The following is a 17,738-nucleotide window of genomic DNA, read 5'->3' as shown; positions in this document are numbered from 1 at the left end:
TCCCCCTTAACGGTTGAGTTGATTCAGCATCCGGTTCAGAGCGCCGGAGTGCCTGAGAAGGAGAAGGACGGCGCAGCCCATCCCGCCGCCCACGGCAGCGGAGGGAACATAGAAGGGGATGTAGTAGAAGGGAGAGTGAGGGGGGAGACCGTAGAATAGCCGCATCAGTGGGTAAACGGCTATGGCGCTGAGGATGCCGGTGCCGAATACCTCGCCGGCATACGCCAGCCAGAGCTTGCGCGTTTTCTGATACAGCAGGGCGGAGAGAAACGCGCCGAACACGGCGCCCACCAGAGCCTGGATGGTCCGCCCCGTGAGCACCATCCGCAGCAGCCCGGTCAGGGCGGCGGCGGCCAGCCCGTACCAGGGGCCCAGGAACACGGCCCCCAGAAGGTTGCAGAAATGCTGGAAGGGCGCCATAGCGGGAAAATAGACGAAGGTGGAGAGCACGAAGCTCAGCACGGCCAGCATGGTGGTAAGCGCCATTTTTCGTACTGAGACGCCGCCGGCCCGGGTCATGGCGGACGCAGAATGAATCGGTTGCATCGGAATTTCCTCCTCCCTTACAGGGTTTGATAGCGGCCCGTCTTATCCGCAATGGTCCAGACGCCGTCGGGCTTGTAGCTGATCTTTACGTAGCTCATCACGCTGGGGGAGCCTGCCCGCACACAGATGCGGCAGCATTCCTTTACAAGATCCAGAAGCTGGTCCAGCTCACCCTCCAGCGTGGTCTCAAAAGGGCCTACCGCATAGTGCAGGCCGGTGGAGGCCAGGTAGGAAATGACCTCGTCCACGATGCGGCGGGTCTCCTCCTGCTCCAGGACCTTGGGAAGGACCTGGATGGCGACGCTCGCATTCATTGCACGGCGCCCCCTTCCAAAATGGCATAATTGTGTTTCAGCGGACCGCTGCCGCCGCCCAGGTCCAGCCCGGCCTCCAGGGCGGCGGTGATGTAGGCCTTGGCCATTCCGACCGCCTCGGGCAGGGCGTGGCCCAGGGCCAGGAAAGAGGCGATGGCGGAGGACAGCGTGCAGCCCGAACCGTGATTGTTGGGGTTGTCTACCCGGCACGCCCGGAACCAGCGGGCCGTGCCGCCGTGCCAGAGCAGATCGTCCGCATCGGCCGTCCGGTGACCGCCTTTTACCAGCACGGCGCCGGGGAGAACCGTTCCGACGGCCTCGGCGGCCCGGAGCATATCCGCCTCATCCCCGATGGGGAAACCGCATAGCCGTTCCGCCTCCGGAAGGTTGGGGGTGATGACTTCTGCCAGGGGGAAGAGCTCTTCCATCAGGGCGGAAAGCGCGCTCTCCCGCATCAGGCTGCTGCCGCTGGTGGCCGCCATCACCGGATCGACTACGATGTGCGCGGCCTGGTACTCCCGCAGCTTAGCCCCAATGGTGCGGATGATGTCCGCGTTGGATACCATGCCGATCTTTACCGCATCGGGGCGAATGTCCCGAAAGACGCAGTCCAGCTGCTGCCCTACGAATGCGGGAGCGGCTTCCAGCACGCCGTAGACCCCGGTCGTGTTTTGAGCCGTAAGCGCGGTGACGGCGCTCATGCCGTACACCCCCAGACAGGTCATGGTCTTCAGATCGGCCTGGATACCTGCCCCACCGCTGGAGTCACTGCCGGCGATGGTCAATACTGTTTTCATTTCGATACCTCCCAAAGAAAAAACTCGGAACGCCCGTCCAGGAGCGCTCCGAGTAATAGACTTTGACGGCTGGGGCCGCAAAGGGCCCAAGCCGTATGTTACTCACTGCGTCCCTACGTTGGCATTATCCACATCAGGTAAGGTCGGGATGTTTCCCCTCTCAGCCCTTCTTCAGAGCTCCCTTGCAGGCAACCATATTGACTTGTCGCAGAAGAAACCGCAGTGCGGCTCATTCTGCAACCATTACTATAACACAGGAATGAACGAAAGTAAAGATGAAACCGAAGGAGGAATGTTTCGCTCGCCCCAAAGGCCGGAAGAAATGCGTATAGAACGTTTTTTGTTTTTCGATAGCGCGTCAAGAAGGCGGAGGATGAGTACAAGGCGGCATGCCCAAACGGGTTATCCGTCCGATGATCTGTTGAATGGCTGCAGCAGGGAGGCATGGCGCCCTGGTGCCGGGGATTATTTTGTACGGCGCTCCCCCCCTGGGGGGGAGCGCCGTATTGGCAGTGTGCAGGCCGCCCTATGCTTTGGACCAACTTCAAATATACTGCGCGGCGTTGTGCCCAAAGTTTGATTTCGTCCATGGTAATAAAGGCATACCTGGTATCACAAATAGTGACAGACGCGACCGTGCTCAGATCAAATGCTTTTTTCGGTATAAACTGATATTTGGAATCGTCATCGTTTGATGACCGGCCGCCGGCGTAAACGCTTGGGATTTGGCCGATTACTTCCGATGTTCCATCTTAAGGCAACACCGCACAATTCCCCACGCACGTCTTGGCGGCCAATTTGCCCCACAAATGCGTTGCAAAACCTTGCAATACAAAAAGTATTCCTGCGGTTTCGCGCCTTTTTGCGGCACAAATTTTCGCGCCGATCCGCACGCGTTGAAGCATGCGGTAATGCCTTAATAATTTAGCCTCGCCCCACGCAGAGTTTCGTCCACGCTCGCCCACCCGTTCTTGGAAAACAGGGATCTTGTAATGATGGCACGAGACTCAGGCAACGCCTCGATATCTTCCGGACCGGCGATTTGATCAACTGCTTGATCCGCGTTCGATATGGTTGCCCACTCCGCGATACCCGGACGCTCAAGTTCTAACCTCAATCTATCCTGCACAGATTGAACTGTTCAGCTTGGCGTTCAGTAGGCCTGTTTAATTCTCAAGAATCAATTTCTTCCATCATTGTGGGGAAAAAATACTTAGTACCGTCAATGGTAATAGACTCTACCGCGCTCAAATCAAATGCCTGCTTTGGTGTAAATTGGTATCTTTGTTTGCCCTCATATACGGCATCCGGAGTTCTGCCGCTAGGCTGCAACCAAATGCCCGCTAAGTTACGTGGGATTTCGTCAATCACATCGGATGTTCTGTCTTTGTAATTTACCGATGCTCCCTGCAACGCCTCATTTACGCTAACGGTCCAATTGTTACGGAACAGACCTCGTATAAAATTTCCTTTTATATCTTCCATCCCAGGAGCCAACGGCATTTCTGGATCTACCTGAATTTTGACTTGTTCTGCGTTAGATTCTGTTGTCCATTGTGATAGACCCGGTGTTTCAAGAGCCAACTCAATATATCCGGCGCAAATTGCAATTTGAGTGATTTTGCCTTCCGATACGTAGTCAGGAACATCGGGCATCTCAGGGCGCAGGCCCCACACAGCTTCGAAATGGGCTTTCGTATTTTCGATGGGTATATCCACCGGGATGCTGATCATCTGACTTGCTGTAACGGGGATCACGATGGGACCATAGCGCTCTTCCGGTTTCAGATTATGGGTCAGTTCAAGCGTTAGTTCAACCTGCTCGATCTGCCTCAATTCCTCGCCGTACACAAATACTTTGACCAGTGCCGTTTGTGTTTCCGGATCATAGCTGGTTTGCTCCGTGTGGAAGGTACAACCTACCGTGCTCATTCCGCTCAAATCCCACTCGTATTCTGGAGAGGCGTTCTCGGCAAGGATCGCTGCAATTTGTTCCGGAACTGGCGAAATTGCTATATATGCATAAAGCCGTTCTTCCGCGCACATGGTGGACATCAGCGTCACTTGGACATCCTTCAGTTCTTCCGCTGTTTTTTCAACATCGTTATATTCCGTCCATTCCGGGATAGGAGTTTCAGCAGAGATACCCATATCCATTCTGGCTGCGTCGCGCAGGGAAAATACAATTGCGAATGCCGTTATACAGCAGAGCAATGCGATTATGGCAGCGATCAGCAGACAGCGGGAAAGAAGCTTGCGGATGCGGCCTTGGCCTCCTTGTTCCAGCATTGTTGCCGTGTTTTTTTGATTGATCCGGCTCAGGGTCAACTCCTTGATCCGCGAAGAGGAGAGCAGGGAGGTGCCATTTAGATCCACGCTTTCATCGATATAGGCGTCCAGCAAATCGGAAATATTGCGATTCATAAGGTTGCTCCCTCCTTCGTCAGTATTTCTTTTAGTTTCATTCGGCCTCGTCTCAGCTTAGTTTTTATTGTTGATTCGTTTAGGGCCATGCTGAGAGAAATTTCTTTTATTGATTGAGCGTAATAGTAATGGCGGAGGAACACTTCCCGGTCTTCGCCTGCCAAGGAGTTTACTGCTTGGCGGACCAGCCTTCGCTCTTCTGCGCGCTCCATATCCTCAGAAGGATGGTCCGAACTTGGTATGTCCAAAACATTGTCCTCCAACGGGAGCGTCTGTCCGGTCTGACGCAGTTTATCTTTGGCCTTATGTCTGGCTACCGCCCCGAGCCAGCCTTTCACATGACCAGGTCTTAAGTCGAATGACTGATTCCAGGCGGCCAGAAAAACGTCGGAAACGACTTCCTCCGCATCTTCTGGGGACATAGCGTCTCGAAGGATATTCCACACGATGACAGATACATAAGGCACGTAAATATCCATGAGAGCCTCTAGCCCAGAAGGATCTCGGACTTTTATCTTTTGTAATATTGTTGCTTCTCTCATAAATGACGCCCAACCTCCTCGAAAGCTGCTTTCACTAATAATATCGCAGCTGAATTACCGAAGGTTTCATCCATGATTTTACAGCCAGCGCCGGCAGACCGTATCGCACGTATTTCGATCCGCACTCCCCGTGCGGGGAGCGACCTCCCATCTGCCGGGAATGTAACCGGGGATGTGTGATTTCAATCCACGCTCCCCGTGCGGGGAGCGACGGGATGGCGGGGCAAACGCCCCGCCATCCCTGCTATTTCAATCCATGCTCCCCGTGCGGGGAGCGACATAGGTGCCGGCGTCAATACGCACGATAGCATGAAGATTTCAATCCATGCTCCCCGTGCGGGGAGCGACAGGACCGTACAGAGGCTGTGCAAGAGTGCGTATCATTTCAATCCATGCTCCCCGTGCGGGGAGCGACCGGGTCGTGGAGGTGTGACGGGTTGATCACATCGATTTCAATCCATGCTCCCCGTGCGGGGAGCGACGGGGCCAGTACGCCCGTCCATCGCGGCCCCGGTATTTCAATCCATGCTCCCCGTGCGGGGAGCGACGCGCAAAGCCGGTGTCCCTGTAGACACCGCCCTGATTTCAATCCATGCTCCCCGTGCGGGGAGCGACCTGAAAGCTCTCCTCGTCCACGTCGAACTCGCCCTTGATTTCAATCCATGCTCCCCGTGCGGGGAGCGACCCGGCTGAACAGCCTGGGATTCGACTTCACGGTATTTCAATCCATGCTCCCCGTGCGGGGAGCGACCTTGTTGGATGTAGTGGCCGTGTTGGCGAACACATTTCAATCCATGCTCCCCGTGCGGGGAGCGACAGACCTGGGCCGCGCACCGGCCACGACATAAGGATTTCAATCCATGCTCCCCGTGCGGGGAGCGACGTTCGACGTGGACGAGGAGAGCTTTCAGGCAATATTTCAATCCATGCTCCCCGTGCGGGGAGCGACGGAAGACCCGGGGCTATGTCACCGTTTCCAGGACGGATTTCAATCCATGCTCCCCGTGCGGGGAGCGACCCCTGCTGAAGCAGATGACGGAGTACCCCATGGGATTTCAATCCATGCTCCCCGTGCGGGGAGCGACCGCTACGTCAAGAGCGCGTCCCAGATCGGGATCACATTTCAATCCATGCTCCCCGTGCGGGGAGCGACACGTCCCTCTTTGCCACGGGCTACGGCATTTACAATTTCAATCCATGCTCCCCGTGCGGGGAGCGACTATAGGAGGATTACACCATGAAAAAGATCAACTGATTTCAATCCATGCTCCCCGTGCGGGGAGCGACGGCGCAGTGCCGGGCCGCCTCGTCCGCGATCCGTATTTCAATCCATGCTCCCCGTGCGGGGAGCGACGGACGCGGCACCACAACCTGCATAAAGGAGGGAATTTCAATCCATGCTCCCCGTGCGGGGAGCGACTCCGGGGCAAATTCGGCGAGACCATGGACGCAGCTATTTCAATCCATGCTCCCCGTGCGGGGAGCGACCCGGGACGGCGTTAACGCCGTCCTCAGCTTCCTATTTCAATCCATGCTCCCCGTGCGGGGAGCGACCCGGGACGGCGTTAACGCCGTCCTCAGCTTCCTATTTCAATCCATGCTCCCCGTGCGGGGAGCGACTACTTACGAGGACTTTGACCGCGGCCGCGTTTTTATTTCAATCCATGCTCCCCGTGCGGGGAGCGACGCTGGGAGGCGTTCCTGGCGCTGTGCGGCAGGGAATTTCAATCCATGCTCCCCGTGCGGGGAGCGACCAGTACCATATGTCGGACGATGACCAGCTTAGGCATTTCAATCCATGCTCCCCGTGCGGGGAGCGACTGCAGTTGAGCATACAGGCCCAACTCGCGGAAATAATTTCAATCCATGCTCCCCGTGCGGGGAGCGACATGCCCTAGCAACATGATCAACTTCGGCACAAAAGGATTTCAATCCATGCTCCCCGTGCGGGGAGCGACCATCCTCCAATGTGTCGCAGCGACGGACCCAGGCATTTCAATCCATGCTCCCCGTGCGGGGAGCGACGAGGCCCTGGACGCATGGATCGCCAGCCACCCGATTTCAATCCATGCTCCCCGTGCGGGGAGCGACTAGACCTGCTCCGCCAGCTGCCAGAGCATCCCGGCATTTCAATCCATGCTCCCCGTGCGGGGAGCGACGTTGCGACCCCGGTGGTCCAACTGTCTATCAACAAATTTCAATCCATGCTCCCCGTGCGGGGAGCGACGCCTGGCGGCGTCGCTGCCCTCGGTGATGATGGATTTCAATCCATGCTCCCCGTGCGGGGAGCGACCGGACTGGGTTTTACAAAGATAGGCATCGGGCAATCATTTCAATCCATGCTCCCCGTGCGGGGAGCGACTGGTGCCTGCTGTCCCTGCCCATGATCGTTATCCTTATTTCAATCCATGCTCCCCGTGCGGGGAGCGACCGCCGCGATGCAGCTGTTCGTGCTCCGCCGGTCCAGATTTCAATCCATGCTCCCCGTGCGGGGAGCGACATTTGACCATCAGAGCGCCATTATGGTTGCCGGATTTCAATCCATGCTCCCCGTGCGGGGAGCGACGCCGCCTGATGGTCGAGCTGGTGACTCCCGACGAATTTCAATCCATGCTCCCCGTGCGGGGAGCGACAGTCCAGGCTCCGGCCCCGCTCCTTCACGTCCCGCAATTTCAATCCATGCTCCCCGTGCGGGGAGCGACATATTGCGCACAAGGCAGTAATGTGGTCGTGGGAATTTCAATCCATGCTCCCCGTGCGGGGAGCGACGCCCTAGCAACATGATCAACTTCGGCACAAAAGGATTTCAATCCATGCTCCCCGTGCGGGGAGCGACGGTGACCAGGTCAATCTGCTTTTCAATGACCGCGCTGATTTCAATCCATGCTCCCCGTGCGGGGAGCGACTCCTCCATGCCGCCGGTGGCCTCCTTGGCTCCGCCATTTCAATCCATGCTCCCCGTGCGGGGAGCGACTCTGCCAGGCGGCGCCGTCAGTGCTGATCTCCAATTTCAATCCATGCTCCCCGTGCGGGGAGCGACTCTGCCAGGCGGCGCCGTCAGTGCTGATCTCCAATTTCAATCCATGCTCCCCGTGCGGGGAGCGACCCACGGCGGATGCGGCGGCCCACGGGACATACCTATTTCAATCCATGCTCCCCGTGCGGGGAGCGACCCCTCAAGGCCCTCTGGGACGATTGCACCGACGAGATTTCAATCCATGCTCCCCGTGCGGGGAGCGACCGGCCACCCATAGTCACGCCTGGAGCGCCATCACTGATTTCAATCCATGCTCCCCGTGCGGGGAGCGACCCTGGACGGTCATTGCCGCCCTGATTGCATGGTGATTTCAATCCATGCTCCCCGTGCGGGGAGCGACGGCGCATCAAATGCGGAGGAATTTTCTCCGGTATGATTTCAATCCATGCTCCCCGTGCGGGGAGCGACGCGGCCGTGACTACAACACCTCCACGTTCGCCAGATTTCAATCCATGCTCCCCGTGCGGGGAGCGACGCTCTCCTCCAGGGTGATCTCCGTGGGGTTCACATGATTTCAATCCATGCTCCCCGTGCGGGGAGCGACCCAGCGCCGCGATTACCTGTTCGGCCACCATAGTATTTCAATCCATGCTCCCCGTGCGGGGAGCGACGTCCGTCCCGGTCCAGGCTGCAGGCGGTGAAGCTATTTCAATCCATGCTCCCCGTGCGGGGAGCGACTCCAGCCATCAATCGTCAGCCCATTCGAGTCGCAATTTCAATCCATGCTCCCCGTGCGGGGAGCGACGGTGGATACCTTGGCCCGGTCCTCAAACTGGACCTTATTTCAATCCATGCTCCCCGTGCGGGGAGCGACTCTGCGTGTTGACAGTCTGGCGCTCAGAACTGGAGATTTCAATCCATGCTCCCCGTGCGGGGAGCGACCCCGCCTTATCCACACTGTTGTAATAGCGTTCCCGATTTCAATCCATGCTCCCCGTGCGGGGAGCGACAACGAGACCCAGGGCGTGGTGGACTACATCCTGATTTCAATCCATGCTCCCCGTGCGGGGAGCGACTTTCGCCGAAGCTGATTATGCTGCTGGGGAGTAAATTTCAATCCATGCTCCCCGTGCGGGGAGCGACCTCAGTCCTATCAGCCCAGCGCCTCGGCCCAAATATTTCAATCCATGCTCCCCGTGCGGGGAGCGACGGTGCGGACATCAGTACGGGCGGCGTGGCGTCGTTATTTCAATCCATGCTCCCCGTGCGGGGAGCGACGGCTCCACCACGTCGCCGTCCAGATCCACCACGTTATTTCAATCCATGCTCCCCGTGCGGGGAGCGACGTAGGATCCTGCCCTTGTCTGTCACAGCGTTATTCATTTCAATCCATGCTCCCCGTGCGGGGAGCGACTGTAGTCAATTCACCGCGGATATCCACGTCTCCGTATTTCAATCCATGCTCCCCGTGCGGGGAGCGACCCGGCTGCCCTCATGGACGCCGGAGACCACCAGATTTCAATCCATGCTCCCCGTGCGGGGAGCGACGGTCGTAAGCGATGGACGCGGACAAGCAAAATGAGAATTTCAATCCATGCTCCCCGTGCGGGGAGCGACCCCTTCAAAGTTAGATACAGGAGGTATCCTACCATATTTCAATCCATGCTCCCCGTGCGGGGAGCGACAGCAAAATTAGCCAAAATACGGGTTGCATTTTGGCAAAATAGCCGAAGTTTCAGATAGGCAGCAACAAAAGCTCGGTATGTATGAGGTAAAACACGAGAGATTGGAGCGTTTATAAGGACATTTCGAGAAATTTCGTGGTGCGAACGGGCGAAGAATATTCTGATTGCTGTCCCTTCGCACCGGTCAAATCAAGAGCGGTTCCTCCGGAAGGTAGGTGGTTTTACACCCAAAGTGCTCGATTTTCTTTGCGTAGTGATTGCCCAGATAGTAAAAGCGCAGACTGTCCCGCTTGGGGTCCATGATAGCGCATAGCTTAGCCTGAAGGCTTTTACACTGGGCGGCGTCCAGCAGGCATTCGAAGACAGAGCATTGTACCCTCTGCCCATAGTTGACGCACTGCCGGGCAATTTGCCGGAGACGCCGGCGGCCGGCCGCATCCTCGGTATTTACATCATAGGTAATCAGTACCAGCATAGACGCCTCACTTCCACAAAAACGGCGGATACGCATCCAGATCCTCCCGGAGCGTGCGCGCCAAAAGAAGCGCCTGGATGTACGGAACCATTCCCCAGGATAACGTTTCACCCAGATAGGGGTGGGTCAGGCTCTCACGCTTTCGTTCCTGCCAATGCTTCAGAACGCTGCGCCGGGCGGACGCAGACAGCAGGACCGCTCCATTTTCGCGATACGTGAAATCTGCCTTTTTTACGATGCGGTTGTTGATCAGCGTCAGCACGAAGCGATCAGCCATACAGGGGCGAAGCTCTTCCATCAGATCCAATGCCAGGGAGCTTCTTCCCGGGCGGTCCCGGTGAAGAAACCCCACATAGGCGTCCAGTCCCACGCTTTCCAAAGCCGCCGCACAATCGTGGGCAAGCAGGCTGTACGAAAAGGAGAGCATGGCGTTGACGGGATCGAGCGGCGGACGGCGGCTGCGGCCCGGAAAGGAGAACACGGGTTTTTCTCCTAAAATCATCTCGTCCAAAACGCTGAAATAGGCCGTGGCCCCAGTCCCTTCCAGCCCGCGCAGGGCATCCAGAGAGGTTTCTTCCGCCACCAGGGGCAGCAGCGCTTTGATCCGTGCCGAAGCCTGCTCCAGCCGGGCTCCATCGATCCGAAGTCCATGGTCCCGGCGGGTACGTTCCACGCTCCACCGGGCGTTATACAGCTTGCCGAAAATCATGGAGCGCGCCATACGGCAGCTTTGCGCAGGATCGTCCGCCGTTCGGTACTGGGTGCGGCGCAGCAGTACGTTTCCATTGCTTTCCCCGCAGACCCGCGCAAGGAACCGGCCCCTGGGCGTACAAAAAGCAAGGGAGACGCCGCGCTGGGCACAGGCGCCCATCAAAGCCGGTGAAGCGCCCGGATAGGCAAAGGATATAATGCCGGAAAGCGTATGCAGCGGATAGCGCGCCGCGGCCTGCTTTTCCCGGCTGGCCACCACATTTTCCCCGTCCAGAGACAGGTAAATGTCTTCCGAAGTCACAAAAAGGGTATTGAGCAGCTGCTTCATGGCGTATCCTCCATGGCCCGGGCAAGGTAGTCCGCCACCGTGCTCCGCCGCCGCAGGATCGGGAGGCAGAGTTCCTTCAAGGAACAGGCGCTGCAGGATTTGGCGGGCTTTACCTTGGGCGTGTGTCCTCTGCGGTAGAGCTGATGCATCTCCTCCAAAGCGGCGGAGACCGCCTGGCGCAGGCCTCCGGTAAAGAGCACCGGCGTCCGCCTCCGGGGGTCTCCATAGTAAAGCGCACCCTCTGGGATGACGCAGCAGAGCATCTCCTCCAGGCACATGGCCTGGGCGCAGAGCTGCAGGCGGTCGGCGTCGTGCGCTTTGGGCGCGCCCCGTTTATACTCGATGGGGTAGGGCAGCCAAAGACCGTCTTCGCCCCGGAGGGGCACGCCGTCCGGAGCGCCGTGAAATTCCACCACGTCGCACTGCCCTGTGATCCCAAGCCGATGCGAGATCACAGGGAGCCCGCGCAGGATCAGCGTGTCTCCCCGGCGTTCCCGCTGGGCTTCGTCGTGGGCGCGCTGGTGGAAGAGGGCTCCCTCCACCGTGCGCAGATTTTCCTGCCACTGGTGTTCCACGTGGATCAGGGCCCACTGACGGCGGCAGAAGGCAAAGTGCTGCAGGCCGGAGAGCTGGAGGAGATCCTCTTCCGTATCGGTCACCCCATGCGCGTGACCGTGACGCCGGCCGGCAGGCCGGCCTCGTCCACCGTGACGGTATAGTCGGCGTAGGAGCGGGCGGGGGCGGGATCATCGGCCTGCTTCCGGTCGACGTGTACGGTCTCAAACAGCTTCCAGGCGGGGGCACAGCCCAGTTCGCTGTCGTGCTTGAATACGATGAGCTCCCGCACCGCCATCTTCCCACGGGCGGCGGAGCGGTCGTACTCGAACATATTCAGAATGGCCTGCCACAGCAGCTCCAGATCCTCCTCAGAAAAGCCGGTAGTCTTGCGGGCCAGGTTGGCGGAAATATAGCCCTCGCAGCGATAGAGACCGTAGGGGACGATGTACTTGCGGCCCATCTCCGTGCCCTTTTTCTCCGCGTCCGCCTCGGTGGTAATGGCCACGCGGGTGATCGTGACCTCCTGGGGCACCACCGGCTCCACGCTCCGGGCGAAGCCCAGCTGCACCGGGCCGCGCACCTGGCCGCAGTTCAGGGCGGCCTTCACAAAGGTGGTCATCACCGCGCCGAAGGTGCGGATGTCGTAGAAATTTTGGCACATCCAGTCACGGACCTTGGCATCCAGCTCCGGGTCGGCCTTCTTTTTCTCCTTCACGGTCTTTTCCGTTACGTCCAGGGCGGCATAGGCCTCGGCGTCGCTGCGGTTCAGCGGCACGCCGTCCTTGACGTAGATGCGCCAGCCGGTACGGTCCTCCTTGACGGTCTCCACATAGTTGCGGATCTTCCGCTTCAGGCACACGTCGGTGACCAGGCCCAGGCCGGTCTCCGGGTCCACCCGGGGCATATTGCCGGCGTCCGGGTCGCCGTTGGGGTTGCCGTTTTCCACGTCGAACAGGACCACGAATTCATAGCGGTTCTTAATGGGCTCAGACATTTTATTTCTCCTCCTTTTTTTCATAGCGGGCCTGGGTCTGGTGGTAGTAGCCCAGCTGGAACGCCCCCTGCTGGGGCAGGGTCAGCCGGGCGGGGTACTCCTCCCCAAGCTTGTCCGTAATGCCCTGCAATTTTTTTTCATAAGAGATACGCCAGCCTGCCTCCAGCTTTTTCAGGTGTTTCTGGGCCAGGTTGACGAGGGTGGGGAACACCACGGCGGGGGTGGCGGAGGCGGAATTGAAATATTTGTCCTTGATGGTGGAATTGATGCCGGGGTTGGCTTTCTGCTGGATCTCCTCCAGCACGGAGAACAGCCGGCCCAGGGTATAGGGGATGCTTGTGCTGGCTTCGTTGAGGGACACGGTCAAAACCTCCTTTGGTACGTTTTTGTTCGGATTTTTGGAGTAGTAGGCCTTCAGAATTGCCGCCCGCTCCCAGGTGATTTTAAATGGCCGCTCCGGGTGCTCCTTGTCGCGCTGTTCTGCACGGATGCGTAAGGTCACGCCGTTGAGCAGCGTGGCGGGGTAGGGCGTGTTGTTCAGCACGGCCCGGAGCATTTCACCCGCCAGCTCCGGTGAGGCGTCCTTGTTCCTGGAGTTCTGGTTCACCGTGGCGTCCAGCAGGGCTTTCAGCGACGGGACCTCGAATTTTGCATAGGCAGGGCGGACGATCCTCAGCCGCTCCCGGTGGGCCTGAATATTCTGCAGGAAGCCCCCGAAGGAGTTGCGCAGGAAGAAGCGCACGGAGAGGCGCGCGGCGTTGGGAGACAGGCCCAGGACATAGAAGTCCATGTCCGGGTCCAGCATAGCCTCGTCGTATTCCGCTTTATGGCCCTTGCAGAGCTCCGCGATAACGTTCCGCAGGTCGCTCTCCTCATAGGTGTCGCTGAATAAACTGCCGAAGGTGCTCTGGTAGGCAGCCTCACCGCTTTTTGCCCAGAAAACCACCGTGGCGTCGCCCATGCGATAGACGTGCTCCCGGTCGGAGAGCAGGTAATTCAGCGCGGTGGTGTAGGCGAAGGCGGCGGCCTTGCTGGTGGGGGCGTTCCGGTTCTGCTCCCGTCCGTAGGAGCAGAAGGCCGGCGCGTTGAAGGACACCAGGGCCGCGCCGCTGGACTGCGCCCCCTGCACGCCCTTGACGGAGGGGTGGGTGTTCTCCACCGGCCCCTTCTCGCCGGTCACCAGGCACACCATCTCTGTCCCACCGTCATCTCCGGAGCCGCCGTAGTGCCGCTCCCAGGCCCTGCGGATGGCGGGATCGTCGTGGACAAAGCCGCCGTCATAACGGAAGATCAGGTTGGCGCCGGATAGGATGTCCTCCCAATACTCCGCCAGGGCGGGGTGTTCCGGGGCGGCTTCCGGCTGCCAGCTTTGGAAAAACGCCAGCACCGCGCGGGCGGCGGGGGTGTCCACATCCGAAAGGACTTTTTCGTGGAGGGCCTTGCAGGCCGCAAAGCACTCCAGTGCCCGCTGGGGCCTGCCCTTGCCGTCCACGCCTAACATATAACTGGAATTGTCACAGAGGAAGTTGGACACAACACCCACGGTTCGTTTCTCTGGGGCGGGCAGGGACATGATCTGCGGAGCCGGGACGGTTTTTTCCCCGCGCTGCTGCTCTATCTGGATGGACGCCACACGCTCCAGCGTACCGCCTTCCCCAAGATACAGGGTATAGGACACTTTCACCGGCCCCCAGCCGGGGGCGGCTGCTTTTCCCTGTTTTTGCAGAACCTCATAATACTCCGTCAACGCCTGTAAGATCATCCCCGTACCTCCTCGCTGTCCCAGGGGGGCACGTCCAGCGCCCCGTCCCGGAGGACTGCCCGGAAAAAGCGGGGCGTGATGTTCTCCGGGTCGGAGTAGTCCAGGTCGTACAGCATCCAGCCCAGGTCCCGCGCCCCCTTCAGTTCCTCCGGACAGGGGGGAAGGGCCTGGCAGAGCTTGAACTGGGCGGGGAACTTCCGGCAGCCGAAGCAGGGCTGGTGATAAAACTGCCCCTTTTGAACGCGGCGCTTGGCGATGTCCTGGAATTTGCCGCAGTTGTCGCCGGGGGCCATTTTCTCCGGGACCAGGTCAAAGTGGGCCTCGATAACGTAGCGCACGTCCCGCAGCAGCAGGGCGGCCCGCTGCTGGATATCGCCGCTGGCACAGAGGTACAGCTCCCCCTTCCCCCGCTCCATCACCGTGCGGGCCGTGCGGGCGCTGACGGTGGATTTGACTTCGTTGCGCCGCAGATTGGAAAAGCGGATGGGAGCCCGGACGTGAATGCGGTCGATCTTCCATTTGAGCCCCGGGTGCCAGTATATTGCTTCCATCAGTCCCCGGGCCGCCGACGGGGTCATCACGTCGTAGCTGACCCGCTCTACCTTCATCTCCGGCCTTGTAAACAGGGCGTAATCGCCCCAGACTTCCAAACGGATGGACATAGGCGCTCAACTCCTTCCTGTATGGTTGAAATTGCAAAAATTAAAATTTGTTTCACAGGCCGAACGCGGGGTCACAGAATCCATGCTTTGCCTTCCTCTGCCTCCAGCGACAGCCCGGTGTGTCCGTCATAGAGCGTTGGATTAGAGAGAACGGCGGAGCCGTCCTCCAGAAGTTCCAGATCACCCGCCTGCTCCAGCGCCTGGAAGTGATTTTCATAGACGGACACCCCGTACCGCCCCAGCCTGCGGAACAGAGAGCGGTTCCGCTCCCCGGCGCGCAGACGCTCCACCAGCTCCGCTCCCGCTCCCGCCGGGATATAGACGGTACGGGTGGGGCTGTCGATGAGGTGGAATTTCTCCGCCGTTTTGCGGAAGGGGAACGGTTCCGACCGGATCAGCGGCAAAATGCCGCTGCTATCCTGCGCGTGCTGCCCCTTCAGCTCCAGCAATTCATGAAAATAGTCGTGGACGGCCTCCCGGGAGGAAAGATCCGCCTGACGAGCCATGACCATCCGCCCCACCTCAATGGCGGTGGCAAACAGCTTCGGCGGCTTGCCCTCCCCCTGGAAGACGGTGACGGCGCTCTCCCCGGCGGGGCGTTTGCCCTCCCGATTGCACCGCCCGGCGGCCTGGAGGACGGAGTCCAGCCCCGCCTCCTCCCGGTAAACCGCCGGGAAGTCCACATCCACCCCCGCTTCGATCAGGGAGGTGGACACCACCCGGCAGGCAAGCCCGTCCCTCAGCCGCTGCCGGATCTCCTCCAGCTGGGCCTGCCGGTGGGCGGGGTACATCAGGGTGGACAGATGGAAGCATCCGTCTCCCTCCAGCCGGTCGAACACCTCCTTGGCGCTCTTCCGGGCGTTGACCACGCAAAGCGCCTGCCTGTGTCCGTTCAGCCGCTGTGCCAGCGCGTCCCAGGTCAGGCGTCCCGCCCGCTGAAACCTCACCCGGCGAAAGACGTCCTGATCGCAGACCTCGGCGGGGCACAGTTCCACCGGCGGCCGGCCGGGCAGAAACGCCCGGAAGACGGGGTCCAGCGCCGGCTGGGTGGCGGTGCACAGGACGGCGGAAACACGATAATGCTCCACCAGCTGCGCAATGGCGTGGACGCAGGGACGCAGATAGGGGAGGGGCAGCATTTGAGCCTCGTCGAATACCACCGCGCTGCCCGCGATGTTGTGGAGCTTGCGGCACTGGGACGGACGGCTGGCGTACAGGGACTCGAAAAACTGCACCGCTGTGGTCACCACCACCGGCCGGTCCCAGTTTTCCGTGGCCTGGATCAGACGGATGGTCTTCGGATCGGCTTCGGTCTCCAGATCGTATTGCACGTTGGAGTGGTGCTCCAGCACGTTTTCCTCCCCTAAAATGTCCCGGAACGTTTTGGCGGTCTGTTCGATGATGGAGGTGTACGGGACCACATAAATGACCCGCCGCAGGCCCTTCGTCCTGGCGTGGGCCAGGGCGAAGGCCAGGGACGCCACCGTCTTGCCGCCCCCGGTGGGCACCGTGAGGGTGAACAGCCCCGGCTCCCGCTGTTCCCCCTGGGCCATGCACCGCTCCAGAATGGCGCACCGCTGCCGGTTCAGCTCTCCCTTGGGCGGGAACCAGCCCGCGATGTAGCGCCGGAGCTTGTCCCACAGCGCGTCCATGGATGCGCCGCAGTCCTGCGCCCGGGGCTGTCCGGCCATAAAGGCCTCCGTGTCCAGAAAGTCCGCGTCCACCAGACAGGAGTACAGCATCCGGGTGAAGAACATCCCCGCCGCCGGGTCCCGCAGGGAAAAGGCGGGGAGCGGCGGGGCGGGCAGTGCCACCTCGCCGGACCAGCTATTGTATGGCTCCAGTTTCCGATTCATGCGGCCAAACAGGGTGGGCGCCTCTTCGCGGTCCGTTTTCCCGCCGCCGTCCGGCAGGCCGCCGTGGTGCCCGGCCACGGCGAAGGCGGCGAAGGGCTGCTTGCACTTCCAGCATTCCACGGCCCCGGCAGTGGAATGGTCGACTTTTGGCCCGCCCTGCAGCCGGCGTTGGAAAGCGGCGGAGTATTTACCGAGGTCGTGGGCCAGCCCGGCCAGCTCCGCCTGCCCCTCCGCGCCGAAAGGCCGGGCAAACTGGGCCGCCAGCACGGCGGTCCCCTCCAGATGGGCCTGAACGGTCTGTTCGCGGCCATCCGCGGCGATGTGGGCAAGATACTGCATGATTTCTGTGTCCTCCCCTCTGGGCCAGGTCTTGCTTGCTGATCCGAGACAGGAACGGCGGCGCGGGAATTTTCGCATGGCAGGCGGTTTTGCAGATCTTCGGACAGAGTTCAAAAAACTGCGCCGCTCTGGCGGAAAAGACCGATGACCGGCGGGCCGTCTCTTTTCAATCCTGGCCTGGCCTTCAGAATAAACCTTGAAGCTCTGCGAAACGGACGTTTCGATTCTGCCGGAACATAAGTGCCACAGACGGGGCGATTGTGCGGGACGGCCTGCAGATAAGCGTTCGATTTCAGTCCCTCACGCGGCGTGCGGATCAAATAAAAGCCGTGCAGAGTGGTTCTCTGCACGGCGCGGCTTTCGGCATGGGCGCAAGCCTGCCGTTGTCTAATTATACCGGATTTTGCCGGGCAGAGCAAGGGTAATATTGTCGTATCTGCACATATCCTGTTCCGGCGTGCGGGAACGCACCCTGAGTTGAGCGTGCGCCGCTCCAGGGCTGCAGCACGGAATAAGGCAATGTGCTTCTGAGGAGGGAGCTTCCTGTTTTTTAGCGGCCTGAACCGAATACAGCCATTCCTGGGCTTTGTATCGTTTCCATCAGGGATCTGCCGGCGGAAGGTCCCCCGCGGTGCTGTGGCGCATAGGGCCGCCAGAGCCAAACGCTGGGGATCGTGGACCGGAGCGCAGCCGGGCAGGTCCCGTTCTCTGCTTCCGTGAAGAAGGTCGGGACCACCCGTAAAACGGGTGGTCCCGACCTCAGCTTGT

12 protein-coding genes, 1 CRISPR repeat array and 1 riboswitch are annotated in these 17,738 nt (G+C 59.8%); all 12 genes read right to left on the bottom strand.

Features of this window, described 5'->3' with window-relative positions; all coding sequences use genetic code 11:
* Positions 1 to 6 precede the first annotated feature (6 nt).
* On the bottom strand, positions 7 to 546 hold the full coding sequence (thiW, locus tag NE547_RS14535) for an energy coupling factor transporter S component ThiW (protein ID WP_186908813.1): 540 nt from the start codon (positions 544 to 546) through the stop codon (positions 7 to 9).
* Between the two features lie 17 nt (positions 547 to 563).
* Positions 564 to 860: a thiamine-binding protein gene (locus tag NE547_RS14530; protein ID WP_186908812.1), complete on the bottom strand. Its 297-nt coding sequence runs from the start codon at positions 858 to 860 to the stop codon at positions 564 to 566.
* Positions 857 to 1,657 carry a bifunctional hydroxymethylpyrimidine kinase/phosphomethylpyrimidine kinase gene (gene thiD / locus NE547_RS14525; protein WP_186908811.1) on the bottom strand — a complete coding sequence of 267 codons (801 nt, stop codon included), beginning with the start codon at positions 1,655 to 1,657 and terminating at the stop codon, positions 857 to 859. The genes NE547_RS14530 and thiD overlap by 4 nt, the downstream gene beginning before the upstream one ends.
* A 92-nt stretch (positions 1,658 to 1,749) precedes the next feature.
* Positions 1,750 to 1,851, bottom strand: a riboswitch (TPP riboswitch).
* 979 nt (positions 1,852 to 2,830) lie between these two features.
* Positions 2,831 to 4,081: a hypothetical protein gene (locus NE547_RS14520; RefSeq protein ID WP_256176259.1), complete on the bottom strand. Its 1,251-nt coding sequence runs from the start codon at positions 4,079 to 4,081 to the stop codon at positions 2,831 to 2,833.
* On the bottom strand, positions 4,078 to 4,623 hold the full coding sequence (locus tag NE547_RS14515) for an RNA polymerase sigma factor (RefSeq protein ID WP_186908809.1): 546 nt from the start codon (positions 4,621 to 4,623) through the stop codon (positions 4,078 to 4,080). Before NE547_RS14515 ends, NE547_RS14520 begins: the two co-directional genes overlap by 4 nt.
* 111 nt (positions 4,624 to 4,734) lie before the next feature.
* Positions 4,735 to 9,285: a CRISPR direct-repeat array (repeat unit 33 nt; unit sequence ATTTCAATCCATGCTCCCCGTGCGGGGAGCGAC).
* Between the two features lie 184 nt (positions 9,286 to 9,469).
* Complete coding sequence (gene cas2 / locus NE547_RS14510) at positions 9,470 to 9,760, bottom strand: CRISPR-associated endonuclease Cas2 (protein ID WP_186908808.1); 291 nt, start codon at positions 9,758 to 9,760, stop codon at positions 9,470 to 9,472.
* Between the two features lie 7 nt (positions 9,761 to 9,767).
* Positions 9,768 to 10,799, bottom strand: coding sequence for a type I-C CRISPR-associated endonuclease Cas1c (gene cas1c, locus NE547_RS14505; RefSeq protein WP_256176258.1), 1,032 nt, complete (start codon positions 10,797 to 10,799; stop codon positions 9,768 to 9,770).
* On the bottom strand, positions 10,796 to 11,458 hold the full coding sequence (gene cas4 / locus NE547_RS14500; protein ID WP_256176257.1) for a CRISPR-associated protein Cas4: 663 nt from the start codon (positions 11,456 to 11,458) through the stop codon (positions 10,796 to 10,798). Before cas4 ends, cas1c begins: the two co-directional genes overlap by 4 nt.
* The gene (gene cas7c / locus NE547_RS14495; protein WP_186908805.1) at positions 11,455 to 12,351 is read right to left on the bottom strand and encodes a type I-C CRISPR-associated protein Cas7/Csd2; all 897 of its coding nucleotides are present in this window, start codon (positions 12,349 to 12,351) and stop codon (positions 11,455 to 11,457) included. The genes cas4 and cas7c overlap by 4 nt, the downstream gene beginning before the upstream one ends.
* Position 12,352: 1 nt before the next feature.
* Complete coding sequence (gene cas8c, locus NE547_RS14490) at positions 12,353 to 14,113, bottom strand: type I-C CRISPR-associated protein Cas8c/Csd1 (RefSeq protein ID WP_256176256.1); 1,761 nt, start codon at positions 14,111 to 14,113, stop codon at positions 12,353 to 12,355.
* Complete coding sequence (gene cas5c / locus NE547_RS14485) at positions 14,110 to 14,775, bottom strand: type I-C CRISPR-associated protein Cas5c (protein ID WP_256176255.1); 666 nt, start codon at positions 14,773 to 14,775, stop codon at positions 14,110 to 14,112. Before cas5c ends, cas8c begins: the two co-directional genes overlap by 4 nt.
* 71 nt (positions 14,776 to 14,846) lie before the next feature.
* Positions 14,847 to 16,970 (bottom strand): CRISPR-associated helicase Cas3', encoded by a 2,124-nt coding sequence (gene cas3 / locus NE547_RS14480; protein ID WP_256176254.1) that lies wholly within the window; start codon positions 16,968 to 16,970, stop codon positions 14,847 to 14,849.
* Positions 16,971 to 17,738 lie beyond the last annotated feature (768 nt).

Source organism: Flavonifractor sp. DFI.6.63 (assembly GCF_024462255.1).
GTDB lineage: Bacteria > Bacillota > Clostridia > Oscillospirales > Oscillospiraceae > Lawsonibacter_A > Lawsonibacter_A hominis.
This window is presented reverse-complemented; position numbering and strand designations above follow the sequence as displayed.